The organism is Lutibacter flavus (assembly GCF_900188355.1).
GTDB lineage: Bacteria > Bacteroidota > Bacteroidia > Flavobacteriales > Flavobacteriaceae > Lutibacter > Lutibacter flavus.
On sequence record NZ_FZNX01000001.1, the window covers coordinates 662,792 to 681,790 of the forward strand.

The window sequence follows — 18,999 nt, forward strand, 5'->3', positions numbered from 1 at the left end:
ATACTAATATTTAGTATGTTTGCATTTCGTTTAATAGCATAATTTATGATTTTAAATACAGAATTAGAATACAAAGGAAATTTATTTCCATCGAAAATAGTTTTTTATAAAAAAAACGTAGACACTTTATATTTTAAGAGTGAAAATAATGTTGTACTTCAATTAACAGTTGAGCGAGACAGTGTATTACGATTTAGATATAGTACTACAGGAATGTTTGATAAAGACTTTTCATATGCAATAACAATGTATGCAAGTAAGGGATTTAATCATTTAGAAATTGTTGAGGATGATGAAAAATATATAATCACCACATCAAAATTAATTTGTCATATTTCAAAATTAGATATGCGTAAATCTATTTTTGATGTTAAAGACAATTCATTAATTTGTGAAGATGAACTTGGTTTTCATTTTGAAGAGAGTTATGAGCTTGGAGGCGATATCGTTAAAATGTCTTTAAAATCTCAACAAGGTGAAAATTATTATGGTTTAGGTGATAAACCTGTTGAAAATAATTTAAAAGGTAAACGTTTTCAAAACTGGGTTACAGATTCTTATGCTTATGGTAGAGGAACAGACCCTATTTATAAAGCCATTCCGTTTTATACTGCAATACATCACGGAAAGTCTTATGGAGTATTTTTTGATAATACTTTTAGAACTTATTTTGATTTTTGTCATGAAAGAAGAAATATTACAAGTTTTTGGGCTGAAGGTGGTGAAATGAATTATTATTTTATTTATGGACCTGAAATGACTGAAGTTGTTTCTAACTATACAGATTTAACAGGTAGACCGCACAATATTCCACCATTATGGGCCTTAGGGTATCATCAATGCAAGTGGAGTTATTATCCAGAGTCAAAGGTAAAAGAAGTTGCAAATAAATTTAGAGAATTACAGATTCCTTGTGATGCACTTTATTTGGATATTGATTATATGGAAGGGTTTAGATGTTTTACTTGGAACAAAGAATATTTTCCAGATCCTAAACGAATGGTTAAAGAACTTTCTGATGATGGTTTTAAAACAATAGTTATTATTGATCCCGGAATTAAAATTGACCATGAATATGATGTTTTTAAGGAAGGATTGAGCAAAGATTATTTTTGTAAACGTGCTGATGGACCTTATATGAAAGGTAAAGTTTGGCCTGGGGAATGTTATTTTCCAGATTTTACAAAGCCAGAAGTTAGAGAATGGTGGTCAGAATTATTTAGAGAATTGATTGAGGATATTGGTGTTAAGGGAGTTTGGAATGATATGAATGAGCCCGCGGTAATGGATGTTCCAGGTAAATCTTTTCCGGACGATGTTCGTCATGATTATGATGGAAATCCTTGCAGTCATAGAAAAGCACATAATATTTATGGAATGCAAATGGCAAGAGCAACATACCATGGATTAAAGAAATTTAGCTACCCAAAGCGTCCATTTGTAATTACAAGAGCTGCATATTCGGGTACTCAAAGATACACATCTACTTGGACAGGTGATAACGTTGCAACCTGGGATCATTTATCTATAGCAAATCAACAAGCACAAAGAATGTGTATGTCCGGATTCTCGTTTGCAGGATCTGATATTGGAGGTTTTGCTGAACAACCAAACGGAGAATTGTTTACTCGATGGATTCAATTGGGTGTATTTCATCCATTTTGCAGAGTACATTCATCTGGTGATCATGGGGATCAGGAACCATGGGTATTTGGTACAACTGTAACAGATATTGTAAGAAAGTTTATTGAAATAAGATATCAATTATTACCTTATTTATACACAACGTTTTGGAGATATACAGAAGAAGGTATACCAATTTTAAAATCATTGGTTTTATTTGATCAGACTGATACAAATACACATTATAGAAATGATGAATTTATTTTTGGAGAAAAAATATTAGTTTGTCCAATAATTGAAGCAAATGCAAAAGGTAGAAGAATGTATTTTCCAAGAGGGAGATGGTATAACTTCTGGGATAATACTGTTGTAATTGGAGGTGAAGAAAAATGGGTAGATGCGGATATAGACAGTATGCCTATTTTTGTTAAAGAAGGTGCAATAATACCAAAATATCCAATTCAACAATACGTTGGTGAAAAAGTAATAGAAGAATTAGAACTGGATATTTACTATAAAGAAGGTAAAGAATCTTCTGAAGTTTATGAAGATGATCATGATGGTTACGATTATAAAAAAGGTAGATATAGTTTAAGAAATTTTAACCAAGTTGGTAAAAAAGATACTTTAACGATTCAGCAATTTAAATCTGGAAAATACATCACTAGTTACAATACTTTTAAAATTAATATTCATGGATTACCATTTAAAATTAAAAGTATTGAAGTTGATAATGAAAAAATAGATATTTCAAAAATTAATGGAGATGTAACTTTTGTGGTAACAAAAGAATTTAGAGAGATTTATATTGAAAGAAAATAAAGTTCTATTTAAATAGAATAAAAAAAGCTCCTTATTTAATTATAAGGAGCTTTTTCAATAATATGGAGTCTTTTTTTTTAATTTCTAAAAAACACTATTGGAATCGTAATTACTTGGCTTATAGCTTTACCATCTAACATGGCAGGTAGCCAATTAGGCATATTTTCAACCACTCTTTTAGCTTCTTTATTAAGTATTTGATTAACGCCTTTTTCAATTCTTACATCAGCTATTTTTCCATCATTTTCAATTGAAAAGCAAACAATTACCTTCCCTCTAGAACTTGAATTCCTAGAATTTCTTGGGTATTTCATATTATTGGTTAAATACTTGGCCAGTTCTTTGTTTCCACCTGGAAATTTAGGTTGAATTTTGTACATGGTATGTTTTATATTTACGCCATCTTTGTTCCAACAAAAACCTTCAGTAAAGATTCCATTTTTATAAAAATCTTGTCTTTTTAATTGTCCACTTTCCCAATAAGTCATGAATGCACCATGCTTTTTTCCATTTTTATAATAAATTTCAGAACTAATTTTCCCATTCTCATTCCAATAAGTCTGTTTTCCATGAAATTTTTTTACAGTATTTGAAACAAAATGATTTTCAGATTTAATTTGACCAGATTCAAAGTATTTTAATTGAACAGCTTGATTAATTGACGAATCTGATAATTTTATGATTTTGTTCTTATTTACTAATTCAATAGTATTTGATTTTGAGGAAGTATCTATATGAAGTGGTATGTTTTGTGCATAAACTATTTTAGTTATTAAAAACAGCATAAATGCTATTGAGATTGACCTCATTTTATCTTTTTTAGGGTTCTAAATAGTTGATAGGTTATTTTTACCTTAATTTATTTATACTGTAAAATTATAAGATTATAGATGTTTTTGTTATGATATATGTCATATCAATAAATGTTATATAAGTTTTAATTGTAATAAATTATTATATTGATATTCAATAGAGTAACTAATTAATAAATTAATCTATAATTTCAAAAAGTGAATATTTTTAAAAAGAAAAACCCGTAAAGAAAAGAATCTTTACGGGTTAAAATTATCTTCATTTTGAAGGTGTATAATTTTATATATTATTTAAGTACAAAATTTAATCTGGCAAAAAGGAAACGACCTCCAACACCAAATTGTTGTGCTCTTCTTGACCAGTCAAATCTACCACTACTTCTGTTGGTTCCACCATCAGAAAATTCTTGTGCAGCTCTATCTGGTTCTACATCAAGTAAATTATTTGCTCCAACTGTAATTGTTAAAGATTCAGTTGCTTTGTATCCAAAAGATAAATCTGTAACTACTTTTGTTCCAAATACTTGTTGTCTGGTAACATTGTTTGTAGCTTCAGTTACTTCACCAAAATATACATTTCTTAAAAACACGTTGAATTTATCAGTAGTTAAACTATGAGATAAATTAACTTTAGTAGTAGGTACGGCTTCTTCTAAATACACTCTACTTGCCTCATCGAAATAGGTATCAACTTTTCCTGCATCTATTAATACTTGTGAGGCATTTACATCACCAACTCTTTTGGTGTTTGAAAAAGTTGCAGCAAAGTCAGTTTTTAATTTTGTATTATCACCAAAGTATGCATCATGTGTTATTACTACATCTAAGCCTTTTGATTCAGTATCAATTGCATTCGCAAAAAATGCTGCAGCACCAGCATTTGCCTGAGAAAGTAATTTATCTAATTCTGTGCCAGTTCCTGGTCCTGAAAATCTACCTGTATATACAACTCTATCATCAATACCTACCCAATAACCATCAACAGTTAATGTTATATTTGAGTCAGGAAATTTTGATGTAAATCCTATACTAACACTGCTAGAAGTTTCTTCTTTTAACTGAGGAATTCCTAATAATTGAGCAGCTCTACTATCATTTGCAAAAGTTCCAACTTCAATAGGGTCACCATTTTGATCAAAAATTGTTGAAGTAGAATTAAAGTTTAATTGGTGTAAAGATGGAGCTCTAAAACCAGTATTTACGGCAGCTCTTATATTTGTATTTTCACCAGCTTTTATTCTAGATGCAACTTTAAAGTTTAATGTTGAACCAAAATCAGAGTAATCTTCATAACGAGTAGCTAAACTTAATAAAAAGCTTTCTGAAATATCAGCTTCAACATCTAAATAACCAGCAACACTGCTTCTTCCTCTAGATAATTCGTTAGCCGGACTAAATCCAGGAAATACTTGAGAACCTCCTGGTCTTGAAGCTCCAAAAAAGTCTACAGAAGGATCTTGACTGTCCAAAGTAATTACTTGTCCATCATCAGTATATTGGGCATATGAAGCTTCTTCACCAGAATAAATTTCATATGTTTCTATACGGTATTCAGATCCAAAAGCAACATTTACTCCAGACATAACATCGTCATAAAATTTACTGATATCTAAATTAGTGGTGTTTTGGGCGAATGAAAATCCACCAGCATCAAATTTTGTTGGTGATGCACTTTGTTTAGAAGCATTAAATGTATTTCCAATAGTATATAAAAATTCATTTTTACCATAAGTATTGCTAAAGTCAACATCCCATTCAGATACCTTTCCTTTTATTCCTACTGAAAATGATTTATCGGTTATAGCTGAATTAATTTCTGGTAAAAAACCATTAATATAGGCAGGAGTATAAGTTCTACTTTGACTAGGTAATCTATAAAAACCAGCAGAGTTTCCAACTCTTGAACTAACACCAGCAAATGAGTAAAGTTCAGTTCCATCGTCATTTAACGGTAATGAAAAGTTTGCAAAGAATCGACCACCACGTAAAGCAGATTGACCAACTCTCATGTTAAAATCACTTCTATCTAAACCTCTAGCAGCTAATTCTGAAGTAGTATTATCAGCTGATAAAATACTTTGTAATTCAGATTTTGTTGAAGACGGGCTTAAACCTAAACCAGCAGCATTACCATATTGAATTACATCTGATACATCATCATCTAATAAATTAGATAAATCATATCCGGCATTATCAGCAAATCTTTCAACAGTATTATAAAGATTGAAAATACCTCCTTCAAATTCTTTCATTCTACTATATGGATCTCTCACGTCAAAATCTCCAGTGAAATTTAAAAAGCCTCCTTTATCTCCTAATTGTAAACCATAGTTAGCACTTACGTTTGTTGTGCTACCATCACTTCCTCCAGTTTGATCATTTGAATTTTCAGAGAAATATGCACCAGAAGTTATATTCATAGTAAGTTCATTAGTGCTTCTTTTTAATACAATATTTATAACACCTGCAATAGCGTCAGAACCATATTGCGCTGCTGCACCATCACGTAAAACTTCAATACGCTCAATAGAAGCTGCAGGAATTGCATTTAAATCCGTACCTACGCTACCACGTCCAAAGGTTCCATTTACATTTATTAATGAAGAAGTATGTCTTCTTTTTCCATTAATCAACACCAAAACTTGATCAGGACCTAAACCTCTTAATGAAGCAGGATCTATATGGTCTGTACCATCAGAAATCGTTTGGGTATTAGATGTAAAAGAAGGAGCCACATAATTTAAAATTTGATTTAAATTTACTTGTGGACCAGCTGTTATTAGTTCGGTTACATCAATAATATCAACAGGAACTGCAGTATCTACAGCTGTCCTGTTTGGATTTCTTGAACCTACAACAACTACCTCATTTAAAGAAACTCCTGATATCATAATAACATCAAAACTTAAAGTTCCATCCATTTGTAATTTTTTATCATTAAATCCTACATACGAAAAAATAAGATTTTCACTAGATTCTACCCTAATGTTGTAATTACCATCAAAATCTGTTGTTGTTCCTCTTGATGTTCCTTCTATTGTTACCGAAACACCTGGCAGTGGTTGATTGTCAACATTGGTAACTGTACCTGTAACTTGATAAGATTGGGCATAAATTCCCATTGTTAAAAGCGAAAATATCGCTAAAATTAATTGTCTTTTTTGTTTCATTTAAATTGATTTTATTTAGTTAATTCGCGTAATATATAACAAAAAGATAATATACGGTGTGATTAATTACACATATTAATCATAAAATATAGAATTTATTTTCATTATTATAATTTGATATATATATATTGTAAGGTTGAATTAATATTTCGACCAACATTTAAATAATTTAAGGTAGATATGAGTAAAATTTGGTATTTAGAAAATGTTAATTTATTTAAAATTTTATGCCCGCATAAATTTGCAGCTTATAAAGACTGCCATAATTTTACTCAATATTCAAAAAGTGATTATATTTATTTTGTAGAAGACGCTTCAACCAAAGTATTTTTAATTGAAAAAGGAAAAGTAAAATTAGGTTATTATAATGAAGATGGGAGTGAAGTGGTTAAAGCAATTTTATGTAAAGGCGAGTTATTTGGTGAAAAAGCAATTTTAGGTGAAGAAAAACGAAATGAATTTGCTCAATCAATAGATAATTCCACATCAATTTGTCCGATAGGTGTTACAACGCTTCACGATTTAATGCGTGATAATCAAACCTTTACTCTAAAAATATATAAGTTTATAAGTTTTAGAATTCAAAAATTAGAGCGCCGTTTACAAATTTTACTTTTTAAAGATGCTAAAACCAGACTGTTGGATTTTTTAGATGAACTATGTGAAGATTATGGTATGTGTTGTGAAGAAACCGGTGGAATGAAAATTGAACATCCATATACTCAAAAAGATATCGCTAATTTAATTGGTACTTCAAGACCAACATTAAATCTTATTTTAAACGAGTTAAAACACGATGGAGTCATTGATTTTAATAGAAAAGCGATACTTTTATTAAAAAAAACTGCATAGTGTTAGCTAGCTGACATTTTAAACTATTTTACTGAAATATATTTGTCATATAACTTTTAAAACAAATTATTATGACAAGAATTTTCACATTAATTGCATTATTTACAATTGCATTTTCGGTTTCATTTTGTTCAGACGATGATGAACCAACAACAAAATATTTAACCTTAAACATTTCTGGATTAGAAAATTTAGGAACAGATTATGTTTATGAAGGATGGATAATTGTAGGCGGAAATCCTATTTCTACTGGTAGATTTTCAGTAAATGATAGTGGAAATCTATCTCAAACAAGTTTTACAATTGATATTGAAGATTTAGATGCTGCATCTACCTTTGTTTTAACAATTGAACCGGAAGTTGGAGATAACCCTGCTCCAAGTAAAGTTCATATTTTGGCAGGAGATTTTTCAGGTAATTCCGGACAACTTTCAATAGGACACGGAGCTGCTTTAGCAAATAATTTTTCAACAGCAAATGGAAAGTATATATTGGCTACTCCAACAAATGGAGCAGATAATGATGAGAATAGTGGAGTTTGGTTTTTAGATTTATCATCTGGAGCTCCAGCAGTAGGTTTAAGTTTACCAACGTTACCTGAAGGTTGGAAATACGAAGGATGGGTAGTTACAAGTGGAACACCTGTAACTTCTGGTAAATTTACATCAGTTGATGCAGTTGATGAGTTTGATGGATTTAGTAGCACGATGGATGGTCCACCTTTTCCAGGAGAAGATTATTTAGTAAATGCACCTTCGGGATTAACATTTCCTGTCGATTTATCTGGTGGAAAAGCAGTAATTTCTATAGAACCAGATCCGGATAATAGCCCAAATCCTTTTTTATTGAAGCCTTTAGTTGGAGACATTCCTGCAAATGCAGTAGATCATACTACATATGATTTAGGTCAAAATTTAAATTTTCCAACAGGTACAGTAAGTAGATAATTTTAATAAATCAACCCCTTTTAATTATATAGTTAAATTATAAAAGCTTCCTTTTTGGAGGCTTTTGTTTTATACAAATGTGTATATTTGATTTATTAAAAATTTGAAAACTAAAATTAAACAAAAGAATGAAACTTTTAGAAAATAAAACTGCTTTAATAACTGGAGCTACTAGAGGAATTGGAAAAGGAATTGCAGAAGTTTTTGCAAAACAAGGTGCAAACGTAGCCTTTACTTATAGCTCATCTGTTGATGCCGCAAAAGCTTTAGAAAAAGAATTGGAAACTTATGGAGTTAAAGCAAAAGGATATCAATCTAATGCTGCTAATTATGATGCTGCTCAGGAGCTTGCAGCCGATGTGTTAAAGGAATTTGGAACCATTGATATATTAATTAACAATGCAGGAATTACAAAAGATAATTTATTAATGCGTATTTCTGAAGATGATTTTGATAAAGTAATTGAAGTAAATTTAAAATCTGTTTTTAACTTAACAAAAGCGGTAATTAGACCAATGATGAAACAAAGAGCTGGTTCTATTATTAATATGAGTTCAGTTGTTGGATTAAAAGGAAATGCAGGTCAGTCTAATTATGCAGCTTCAAAAGCTGGTATTTTAGGTTTTTCAAAATCTGTTGCGTTGGAATTAGGTTCAAGAAATATTAGATGTAATGTTATTGCTCCTGGTTTTATTGAAACAGAAATGACAGCAAAATTACCTGAAGATACTGTAAAAGAATGGAGAAATTCAATTCCTTTAAAAAGAGGAGGAACACCTGAAGATATTGCAAATGCTTGTGTGTTTTTAGCTTCAGATATGAGTTCTTATATTACAGGACAAACATTAAGTGTTGATGGTGGAATGTTAACATAAAATATATAATATTGGAATCAACAACATTATTATACATATTATTAGCTGTAATTGCAGCGATAATTATTGCTGTATTTCAATATATTTTTAAAAATAAAGAGAGAAGCCAATTAAAATATTGGCTTTCTTTTTTACGCTTTTTAAGCATCTTTACAATTTTATTATTGATTATTAATCCTTCAATTAAAAAAAAGGAAATTGAATTAATTAAGCCCAATTTATTAGTTGCAGTAGATATTTCAACTTCTATTAAATACAATTCACAAGATATTATTGTAGAGAATCTTATTGAAAAGTTAAAAACGGATAAAGAGTTAAATGATAAATATTCTATAAATTATTATGGTTTTGGGGATAATTTATACAGTTTAGATTCTTTAAAGTTTAATAAAACTCAAACAAACTTATTTTCTCCATTTCAAGAATTATCAAATTTATACAAAACTGGAATAAATCCGGTAATTCTAATTTCAGATGGGAATCAAACAATTGGAAGTAATATTGAGTTTGTAAATTATAAAAGCCCCGTTTTTCCATTTATTTTAGGGGATACAACTCAATTAGAAGATATCTCTATTAACCAGTTGAATGTTAATAGGTTTACCTATATAAATAATAAGCTTCCTGTTGAGTTATTTGTTAATTATACAGGTGAAAAACCAGTTTCAAAAAGACTTTCTGTTTATTATAAAGGAAACAGAGTATATACCAAACAATTGAATTTTTCAAAAGAAGAAAATGTAAAAACGGAATCTTTTTATTTAACTGCAACATTAAAAGGAACTCAATATTATTCGGCTTCAATAGAAGAATTAGAGAATGAAAAAAACACCTTAAACAACACTAAAAATTTTAGTATTAATGTTATTGAAGAACAATCTAAAATTTTAATATTAACATCAATTATTCACCCTGATTTGGGGATGTTAAAAAAATCTATTGAAAGTAATAAACAACGATCTGTTAAAGTTACAAATATAACTGAATTTAAAGGTGATTTATCAGATTATCAGCTAGTTGTATTGTATCAGCCTAAAGACTCATTTGAACAAGTTTTTAAGGAGATTTCTACTAAGAAATTGAATTATTTTATTATTTCTGGATTGAGTACGGATTGGGAATTTTTAAATAAAATTCAAGATAATTTTTCAAAAAATGTAATTTCACAATCAGAAGAATACCAACCAGTTTTTAATGTAAATTATGCCAGTTTTATAAGTAACGATATTGGTTTTTTAAATTTTGCTCCTTTAGAGGATTATTTTGGAAATGTAACATTTTCAACTCCAGTTAATTCTTTATTATTTGAAAAAATAGAGACTATTGAAACTGATAGACCAATGTTGGCAACCTTTGAAAATAACAATCAAAAAGGTGCCGTTTTACTAGGTGAAAATAGTTGGAGGTGGAGAATGAATAGTTTTTCTTCAACTAAAACCTTTGAACTATTTGATGGATTTATTTCTAATATTATACAATATTTAGCTTCTAATAATAAAAACAATAGATTAAATGTAGTTGTTGATCATTTGTATTATGCAAATGAAACAATTCAAATTTCAGCGAGTTATTTAGATGAGAATTATAATTTTGATTCACGTGCAAAACTATGGTTAATAGTTAATAGTCAAGAAAATAATTCTATTAAAAAAATTCCTTTTGCACTAGTTAATAACAGGTTTAATACGGAACTTTCTAACATTTCTTCAGGTGAATATTTTTATACGGTATCAGTTGAAAACCAAGATAATAAATCATCAGGAAGTTTTAAGGTTTTACCGTTTGAAGTTGAGCAGCAATTTACAAATGCAAATGATGAACAATTAAAAATTGTAGCTTCAAAAACGAAAGGGAAAACTTATTACAATCAACAAGAAACTAATTTAATTGATGATTTAAAAGCTGACAATCGTTTTAAAATTATTCAAAAAAGTAAGGTTATAGAAACCCCATTAATTAACTGGAAATGGTTATTAGGTTTTATTATTTTATCGTTAAGTATAGAATGGTTTGTTCGTAAATATTTCGGTAAAATTTAACAATTTGTAAATATTAAAATTTGTATTATTGTTTTGTGATAAAAATTACAACTATACTATTATCATTTGCCGTTCTAATTCAAAGTTTTAATTTTGATATTGGAGATATTAATAAGATACCAGTTCTTGTTGACCATTTTATGTGTCATATTGAAAGTGGCGATAGTATTAACGATTTTTTTTCTATGCATTATGGTGCTAAAACGGTTAATCACCAAAGCGACCATAAAGAACATGAAAAACTACCTTTTAAGCATCAACATTTAGATTCACATTTTCAAGTAGTTTATATTTTATGTGAAAATAATAACCCGATTGAACTTAAAGAAACTATTTTAAACGATAATAATTTCACGTATAAAGAGCCTTTCTCTAAGTTATTTTCAGATAACTTATTTCAGCCACCACAAAAGTAACATAGTTATATTATTTTATTATTAACTTTGAGTATCAAGTGATTGATATTCATATTTATACACTCTTTATAATTATGTTATGCTACAAAAAATTATTAAAATAAGCATTGATAATAAGCTTATAATACTTTTAATAACTGCAGCAATTTTTGGTTTTGGTTTATTTTCATTAACTCAAATTCCAATTGGTGCCGTACCAGATATTACAAATAATCAGGTACAGGTTATTACAACATCAAGAAATTTATCAACGCAAGATGTTGAACAATTTATTACCTATCCAGTAGAATTAGAAATGGCAAATTTACCTGGAGTTCAGGAAATCAGATCAATTTCAAAATTTGGATTGTCGGTTGTTACTATTGTATTTGACGATGCAATGGGAACTTATTTACCGAGACAATTAATTGCGGAAAAAATTAAAACAGCTTCAGAAAAAATTCCTGAAGGATTTGGTTCCCCAGAAATGGGACCAATTACAACAGGTTTAGGTGAAATTTACCAATATATTTTAGATACCAAGCCAGGATTTAAAGATCGATATTCGCCTATGAAATTAAGAACCATACAGGATTGGGTGGTTAAACGGCAACTTTCAGGAATCCCTGGTGTTGTTGAAGTAAATACCTGGGGTGGATTTTTAAAGCAATATGAAGTCGCTCTAAATCCAGAGAAATTGAAATCGATGAATATTACTTCTGCCCAAATTCTGGAAGCAATAGAAATGAATAACAGTGTTGCCGGTGGTGGTTATATTGAAAAAACGAATGAAAGTTTTTTTGTTAGAGGAGAAGGCTTGATAAAATCTTTAGACGATATAGAAAACATTGTAATTAAGAACGTTGAAGGCGTTCCGGTTTTAATAAAACATGTTGCTGAAGTTAACTTTGGATTTGCAACAAGATTTGGGGCAATTACAGGAAATGGAGAAGGTGAGAAGGTATTGGGACAAGTAATGATGTTGAAGGATGGAGATTCAAATAAAGTAATTGAAGCAGTAAAAGACCGTGTTGCAGAAATTCAAAAAACATTACCTGAAGGTGTTTTTATTAACGGCTTTTTAGAGCGAAGCGAATTAATTGGTAAAACAACATTTACAGTTGCAGAAAACTTAATTCTTGGAATTATAATCGTAATTTTTGTAGTTATTTTATTATTAGGAAGTTTTAGATCCGGATTGGTAGTAGCATCTGTAATTCCATTGTCCTTATTATTCACACTGTCAATGATGTATGTATTTGGAATAGATGCTAATTTAATGAGTTTGGGGGCAATTGATTTTGGTATTATTATAGATGGAGCAGTTATTATTGTAGAATTTATTGCTTTTAAAATTACCGCAAATAGAAATGATTTAATGTTGCTTTCAAGTAATGAAAGGCAGAAAAGTATTGATGAGATAACTTATAAAAGCAGTTCTAAAATGATGACATCTGCCATATTTGGGCAGCTAATAATTTTAATAGTTTTTATTCCTATACTATCTTTAAGTGGAGTTGAAGGAAAAATGTTTAAACCAATGGCAATGGCGTTTAGTTTTGCTTTAATTGGAGCCATGTTTTTATGTTTTACCTATGTTCCTGTTGTAGCATCCATATTTTTAAAGCCTGAAAAAGTTACTAAAAATAACGTTTCTAAACGTTTAATGAATTTCTTTTATAGCTTATATGAACCTGTAATTAGATGGGCTTTATATCATAAAAGAGTGGTAATCATTTCTTCAGCAGCTTTATTAATAGCAACGGTAGTATTATTTAGTAAAATGGGTGGTGAATTTATACCAACCTTAGATGAAGGGGATTTTGTAATTCAACCAGTTTTAAAAACTGGAACATCACTTTCAAAAACAACCGAAATTACTACTCAAATTGAGCAAATATTATTGGATAATTTCCCAGAGGTAGATCAGGTAGTTTCTCGTATTGGAGCTGCAGAAGTTCCAACAGATCCAATGTCTATGGAAGAAAGTGATGTAATTATTAAATTAAAACCTAAAGGAGAATGGGTATCAGCAAAATCTAAAGATGAATTAGCAGATAAGTTTAAAGAAAAGTTATCGATTATTCCAGGAATTGATTTTGAGTTTACACAACCCATTGAAATGCGTTTTAATGAACTAATTACTGGTGTAAGAGCAGATGTAGCTGTAAAGATATTTGGAGATGATCTAAGTGTTTTAGCTAATGTGGCTGATGAAATTAAAAGTAAAATCTCAAATGTAGAAGGAGCGTCAGATATAATTGTTGAAAAAATTGATGGCTTACCTCAAATGACAGTTACTTATAATAGAAAAAAAGTAGCTCGCTATGGATTAAATATTAAAGTTTTAAATGATATAGTTTCAATGGCATTTGCAGGAAACACTTTGGGTAATGTTTTCGAAGGTGAACGCAGATTTGATTTGGTAGTTCGTTTACATTCAGATTATAGAAAAAATATTGAAAACCTTAAAAATTTATATGTTGATACTCCACAAGGAATTAAAGTGCCATTGCACGAACTAGCAACTATTGAATATACCAAAGGTCCGGCAAAAATATCCAGAGATGATACTAAAAGACGTATTGTTATTGGTGTAAATGTTAGAAACCGAGATATGGAATCTGTAGTTCAAGATGTTCAAAATATAATAGAAAGTCAGGTAAAATTACCTGTTGGATATACGGTTTCATATGGAGGTCAGTTTGAAAATTTAAATAGTGCAAAAGCGCGATTAAAAGTTGCTGTGCCAATTGCATTGTTATTAATATTTATACTCTTGCATTTTGCTTTTAAATCGATTAAAGATGCATTTATGATTTTCTCGGCAATTCCATTGTCTGCAGTAGGAGGAGTGTTGTTTTTATGGATAAGAGGATTGCCTTTTAGTATTTCGGCTGGGGTTGGATTTATTGCTTTGTTTGGTATTGCTGTTTTAAATGGGATTGTACTTATTGAGCATTTAAAATCACTAAAAGAACAAGGAATGAAAGATGTTTATGAGCGAATTTTAGTGGGTACAAAAGAAAGATTACGCCCCGTAATTTTAACAGCTGCAGCAGCCGCTTTAGGTTTTTTACCTATGGCAATATCAACAAATGCAGGTGCGGAAGTTCAAAGACCTTTAGCAACCGTAGTTATTGGTGGTTTAATTTCAGCCACCATATTAACTTTGGTGGTTTTACCAGTTTTATATGCAATTTTTGAAACTAAAAAATTTAAAATGAACAGAAACAAGAAATCGGATTTAACAATGGCTTTATTATTACTATTGCTACCAATTATTGGATTTTCACAAGAAAAGACCATTTCTTTAGATGAAGCAATTTCTATAGCGGTTGAGAATAATAAACAATTACATATTAAAAAGTTAGAAATTGATAAGAGCGAAAAATTAATTGGGAATGCTTTTGAAATGGAAAAAACCAATATTTATTATACCAAAGACAGGACTAATTTAGGTGTGGATGGCAAACCATTCGAGACTTTTGGAATAGATCAAAAAATTGAATTCCCGACGGTGTATTTTGCTAAAAAGAAAGCGTCTAAAATTAATAGAAACCTGAGTGAAATAAATTATAAAATTTCTAAAAATGAATTGGTTAAGAATGTATCAAAATCATATCATACAATCCTGTATTTAAATGAAAAATTGAATCATTTAATTTATATAGATAGTTTGTATCATAATTTTTCAAAAGCAGCCAAACGAAAATTTGAGTTAGGGGAGTCTAACTATTTGGAAATGATTACGTCACAATCTAAATACAAGCAATATTCTGCACAATTAAGTCAGGTTAAAAATGAAATAAACATTGCTAAAGGTGAATTAGATTTATTGCTCCAGTCAGAAGAGAATTATGAAATTTCAAAAATCGATTTATCAAAAATAGCAATTAAAAATATTGATTTAAGTATTCATTTATTAAATCAATATTATGTTGAAAACAGTAATTTTGTAACTGCAAAAAAAGGAGTTTTAACACAGCAATTATTACCCGATTTACATTTTAATTATTTTAATAGTAAAGATAAAATAGCGAATACTACGGTAGATAGTTATCAGGCAGGAATTGCCATTCCATTATTTTTCGCAGGAAAGTCTTCAGCTATTTCGGTTGCTAAAATTGAGCAAGATATTGCTAGTGAATTAGCTTTTGATTCAAAAATGAAGCTAGAATATAAATACAAAAACTTACTTGAAGACCTGAATAAAAGTGAAGCTCAGCTAAACTATTACGATGAAAGTGGAAAAGAATTGAGTAATGAAATTTTAAAAACAGCAAATAGTAGCTATAAGAATGGTGAAATTGACTTTTTTCAATACATACAAAGTATAGAATCTGTAAATCAAATTAAATTAGATTATTTGAGTCATTTAAACACTTACAATCAAATTGCTTTAGCTATAAATTATTTAAACTTATAAAAATGAAAACATATTTAATAAAAATAGTATCAATAAGTCTAATATTTATATTGGCTGTTTCTTGTAATCCATCTAAAACTTCAGAAAAGGAAGTACATGAAGTTGAAAATACAAATGCAAACCTTGTTAAAATTACCATCGCTCAATTTGAAAACTCAAAAATGGAATTGGGAGCTGTTTCTAATCAAACTTTTTCAGAAGGAATAAAAACGAATGGTTTTATTGATGTTCCTCCTGCAAACAAAGCAAGTGTTAGTGCCATAATGGGTGGTTACGTTAAAATTTCTAATTTATTAATTGGTGATAAAGTAAAAAAAGGACAATTTTTATTATCTATTGAAAATCCAGACTTTATAGAAATTCAACAACAATTTTTGGAAGTTTTTGAACGATTAAATTATTTAGAAAGTGAATATGAGCGTCAGAAAACTTTATTTGAAGAAAAAATAACTTCACAAAAAAACTATTTAAAAGCTGAAAGTGATTTTAAAATGGCTAGAGCAATACATAATGGTTTGGAGCAAAAATTACGCTTAATGAATATCAATCCAGCAAAAGTGAAGCAAGGAAAACTAACCTCGGTAATTCCTGTTTATGCACCAATTTCGGGTAATGTAACTGATGTAAATACAAGTGTTGGTAAGTTTATGAATGCTTCAGATGTATTAATTGAAATAATTGATAGTGAACATAAACATTTGGAATTGGTAGTTTTTGAGAAGGATGTGTTACAGGTTAAGGAAGGTCAGATTATTTATTTTCAAACCCCAGAAAACTCTTTAAAAAGTTATACGGGTGAAGTTCATTTAATTGGTAAATCTATTGATGAGCAAAATAGAACAGTTAGAGTTCATGGCCATTTAGAAAATGAAAATGAACCTTTTGTTGTTGGTATGTTTGTAGAAGCTGAAATAATAACAAATTCAATTGAAAAAAAGGCGCTCCCAATTAATGCTGTTTTAGAGGAAGGCGGAAGCTATTTTATTTTGGTATTGAAACAGAAGAATGAAAATTATCTGGAATTTGAAAAGAAATCTATTACTATCGGTTTAAAAAATGAAAACTGGGTTGAAATTATAGATTTTAAAAACACTCTTGATAATTCTCAGATATTGATTAAAGGTACTTTTATTCCACTTGATGACGGTGCGGGACATTAGTCATTAAATCTTAATTAAAACTAAGTTATATGAATTCAGTTTTGTATTTTTGAAGAAACATATAAAATTAATAAAATGAGCAACGGACAATTACAATTACCAAAGACTTTAATGCCTCTAATTTTAATAGGTATTATAGCAATTATATTTATATCAAAATCAGCTGTAAATATAGATGCAGGGGAAGCAGGTGTTTTATGGAAACGTTTTGACGGTGGTGTGGTAGTAGACGAACCACCATTAGGAGAGGGATTTCATATTGTAGCTCCTTGGAATGATGTAGTAGTTTATGAACTACGTCAACAAGAATTATTTGAAAAAATGAAAGTGCTTTCATCAAACGGATTAGACATTATATTAGAAACATCATCTTGGTACATGCCAAGACCAGAAGATTTAGGAAGATTACATCAAGAAAAAGGTGAAAACTATTTAGAAAGGGTGATTAAACCTACCCTTAGATCGGCAGCTCGTAGTGTTGTTGGACGTTATACACCAGAACAATTATATGCAAGTAAAAGAGATGTGATTCAGAGTGAAATTTTTGATGAAGCTAAAAAAATATTAGATGGTCAATACATTGAATTAAATGAAGTGTTGGTTAGAGATGTTACCTTACCAGCAACAATTAAAGATGCTATTGAACGTAAATTAAAGCAAGAACAAGAATCTCTTGAATACGAATTTAGATTGGTTACTGCAGCTAAAGAAGCTGAAAAACAAATTATTGAGGCTCAAGGTAAAGCAGATGCAAACCGTATTTTAAGCGCTTCCTTAACGGATAAAATTTTACAGGATAAAGGTATTGAAGCAACTATTAAATTATCGGAATCTCCAAATAGTAAAGTGATTGTTATCGGTAGTGGAAAAAGTGGAATGCCTATTATTTTAGGGAATCAATAATAAAATAAAAATTTATATAAAGAAGGCAACCAATCGGTTGCCTTTTTTTGTGCTTATTCTTTTCATGAAAACTTAATTTTCTTAGTTTTTGAAATTCCGTATTATTTCATATTAAATATTGATTTATTGTAACAATTTCGTAATTTCATTGCCATATAAAAAGAAGCATAAACTGGTGGTTTTCAAAAAAAAAACTCAGTTTGTTAAATAGAATTTAATTTGCTTTTTTGATCAACCTCTTTTTTTATTTTGAATTATTTTATGAAAAAAATTGATATTAATTGTGATGTTGGAGAAGGAGTAAATAATGAGGAAAGATTGTTACCTTTTATTCAATCTTGTAATATTGCTTGTGGTGGTCATGCAGGCGATGAACAATTAATGCGAAAAATAGTAAAATTAGCTTTAATTTATAAAGTTAAAATTGGAGCACATCCATCATATCCTGACAAAGAAAATTTTGGAAGGAAAAGTATCAATGTTTCTTCCAATGATTTAAAATTATCAATTCAAAAACAATTAGATACTCTAAATACCCTTATTAAGGGGGAAGGTGGAATATTACATCACATAAAGCCTCACGGAGCTTTGTATAACGATATTGCAAAAAATGAAGAACTTTCATTAGTCTTTTTAGAAGCTATTTTCAATTTTAAAAATTTCACAAAACTAGTTGTTCCATTTAACTCAATAATAGCTAAAAACGCCTTAAAGCAAGGTTTTTCTATAATTTATGAAGGTTTTGCAGATAGAAATTATAATGATGATTTAAGTTTAGTTTCAAGAAACGAAAAGAATGCAGTTTTAACTGATATTATTGAAATTGAAAAACATGTGAAAGGAATGCTTTTTAATGATGAAGTAACTACAATTTCCGGAAAAAAAACTACTATAAAAGCCGCTACATTTTGTGTTCATTCAGATACTGAAAATGCAGTGGAAATTGTCCAAAAACTTTCTAAGTTATTTTAA

Annotated in this window: 12 protein-coding genes; 10 read left to right on the forward strand and 2 right to left on the reverse strand. The window is 29.4% G+C overall.

Going from position 1 to position 18,999, the window contains the following annotated elements; translation table 11 throughout:
* Positions 1 to 45 precede the first annotated feature (45 nt).
* Positions 46 to 2,445, forward strand: coding sequence for a glycoside hydrolase family 31 protein (locus CHB63_RS02850; RefSeq protein ID WP_089376909.1), 2,400 nt, complete (start codon positions 46 to 48; stop codon positions 2,443 to 2,445).
* A gap of 77 nt (positions 2,446 to 2,522) precedes the next feature.
* Here the strand turns inward: CHB63_RS02850 and CHB63_RS02855 are convergent, their stop codons facing one another.
* Both CHB63_RS02855 and CHB63_RS02860 read right to left on the reverse strand, forming a co-directional pair.
* Entirely contained in the window at positions 2,523 to 3,254 is a 732-nt protein-coding gene (locus tag CHB63_RS02855; protein WP_089376910.1) for an energy transducer TonB, read from the reverse strand.
* Between the two features lie 290 nt (positions 3,255 to 3,544).
* A complete protein-coding gene (locus tag CHB63_RS02860) occupies positions 3,545 to 6,427 on the reverse strand; it encodes a TonB-dependent receptor (RefSeq protein WP_089376911.1) in 2,883 nt (960 codons plus the stop codon).
* Positions 6,428 to 6,607: 180 nt separating this feature from the next.
* Between CHB63_RS02860 and CHB63_RS02865 the strand changes: the two genes are divergently transcribed.
* The 9 genes from CHB63_RS02865 (at position 6,608) to pxpA (ending at position 18,999) form a co-directional block, all read left to right on the forward strand.
* Entirely contained in the window at positions 6,608 to 7,279 is a 672-nt protein-coding gene (locus CHB63_RS02865) for a Crp/Fnr family transcriptional regulator (protein ID WP_089376912.1), read from the forward strand.
* A 71-nt stretch (positions 7,280 to 7,350) separates the two neighbouring features.
* Positions 7,351 to 8,226 carry an anti-sigma factor gene (locus CHB63_RS02870; protein WP_089376913.1) on the forward strand — a complete coding sequence of 292 codons (876 nt, stop codon included), beginning with the start codon at positions 7,351 to 7,353 and terminating at the stop codon, positions 8,224 to 8,226.
* 128 nt (positions 8,227 to 8,354) lie between these two features.
* Positions 8,355 to 9,101, forward strand: a complete 747-nt coding sequence (fabG, locus tag CHB63_RS02875; RefSeq protein WP_089376914.1) for a 3-oxoacyl-[acyl-carrier-protein] reductase — start codon at positions 8,355 to 8,357, stop codon at positions 9,099 to 9,101.
* Between the two features lie 11 nt (positions 9,102 to 9,112).
* Positions 9,113 to 11,140 carry a hypothetical protein gene (locus tag CHB63_RS02880; RefSeq protein WP_089376915.1) on the forward strand — a complete coding sequence of 676 codons (2,028 nt, stop codon included), beginning with the start codon at positions 9,113 to 9,115 and terminating at the stop codon, positions 11,138 to 11,140.
* Positions 11,141 to 11,175: 35 nt separating this feature from the next.
* Entirely contained in the window at positions 11,176 to 11,556 is a 381-nt protein-coding gene (locus tag CHB63_RS02885; protein WP_089376916.1) for a hypothetical protein, read from the forward strand.
* A 79-nt stretch (positions 11,557 to 11,635) separates the two neighbouring features.
* Positions 11,636 to 15,964, forward strand: coding sequence for a CusA/CzcA family heavy metal efflux RND transporter (locus CHB63_RS02890; protein WP_089376917.1), 4,329 nt, complete (start codon positions 11,636 to 11,638; stop codon positions 15,962 to 15,964).
* Between the two features lie 2 nt (positions 15,965 to 15,966).
* Entirely contained in the window at positions 15,967 to 17,124 is a 1,158-nt protein-coding gene (locus CHB63_RS02895) for an efflux RND transporter periplasmic adaptor subunit (RefSeq protein WP_089376918.1), read from the forward strand.
* Positions 17,125 to 17,199: 75 nt separating this feature from the next.
* Positions 17,200 to 18,027, forward strand: a complete 828-nt coding sequence (locus CHB63_RS02900) for a prohibitin family protein (protein ID WP_089376919.1) — start codon at positions 17,200 to 17,202, stop codon at positions 18,025 to 18,027.
* A 261-nt stretch (positions 18,028 to 18,288) separates the two neighbouring features.
* Positions 18,289 to 18,999, forward strand: coding sequence for a 5-oxoprolinase subunit PxpA (gene pxpA, locus CHB63_RS02905; RefSeq protein ID WP_089376920.1), 711 nt, complete (start codon positions 18,289 to 18,291; stop codon positions 18,997 to 18,999).

Excerpts from the sequence above, each read along its gene's own strand:
- CHB63_RS02850 (WP_089376909.1), top strand. The coding sequence starts at position 46 with ATGATTTTAAATACAGAATTAGAATACAAAGGAAATTTATTTCCATCG.
- CHB63_RS02855 (WP_089376910.1), bottom strand. The coding sequence starts at position 3,254 with ATGAGGTCAATCTCAATAGCATTTATGCTGTTTTTAATAACTAAAATA.
- CHB63_RS02860 (WP_089376911.1), bottom strand. The coding sequence starts at position 6,427 with ATGAAACAAAAAAGACAATTAATTTTAGCGATATTTTCGCTTTTAACA.
- CHB63_RS02865 (WP_089376912.1), top strand. The coding sequence starts at position 6,608 with ATGAGTAAAATTTGGTATTTAGAAAATGTTAATTTATTTAAAATTTTA.
- CHB63_RS02870 (WP_089376913.1), top strand. The coding sequence starts at position 7,351 with ATGACAAGAATTTTCACATTAATTGCATTATTTACAATTGCATTTTCG.
- fabG (WP_089376914.1), top strand. The coding sequence starts at position 8,355 with ATGAAACTTTTAGAAAATAAAACTGCTTTAATAACTGGAGCTACTAGA.
- CHB63_RS02890 (WP_089376917.1), top strand. The coding sequence starts at position 11,636 with ATGCTACAAAAAATTATTAAAATAAGCATTGATAATAAGCTTATAATA.
- CHB63_RS02895 (WP_089376918.1), top strand. The coding sequence starts at position 15,967 with ATGAAAACATATTTAATAAAAATAGTATCAATAAGTCTAATATTTATA.
- CHB63_RS02900 (WP_089376919.1), top strand. The coding sequence starts at position 17,200 with ATGAGCAACGGACAATTACAATTACCAAAGACTTTAATGCCTCTAATT.
- pxpA (WP_089376920.1), top strand. The coding sequence starts at position 18,289 with ATGAAAAAAATTGATATTAATTGTGATGTTGGAGAAGGAGTAAATAAT.